This is a genomic window from Halostella sp. PRR32, assembly GCF_034808085.1.
Lineage (GTDB): Archaea > Halobacteriota > Halobacteria > Halobacteriales > Natronoarchaeaceae > Halostella > Halostella pelagica.
In genome coordinates, this window is sequence record NZ_JAXHGL010000277.1 from 1 (window position 1) to 238 (window position 238).

General features: G+C 75.2%; 1 protein-coding gene. It reads left to right on the forward strand.

Annotated elements, in window-relative coordinates; genetic code table 11:
* Positions 1 to 238: universal stress protein (locus SM753_RS21125; protein WP_323192998.1), on the forward strand; the 238-nt coding region annotated here is incomplete at both ends.

Here is a 238-nt window from a genome sequence, read left to right on the forward strand (position 1 = left end):
TCGGCGACGAGTCCGAGCTCGACGACCGCGGCGAGGCGGCCGTCGAGCGCGTCGCGGCGATGGCTCGCGAACACGGCGTCGACGTCGTGACGGCCATCGAGGACGGCGACCCCGCGCGCCGGATCGTCGACTACGCCGACGAGATCGAGGCCGACCTCATCGTCGCGGGGACCCACGGCCGTTCCGGCGTCGAGCGCCGGCTCATCGGGAGCGTCGCCGAGCGACTGGTGCGGCGCGC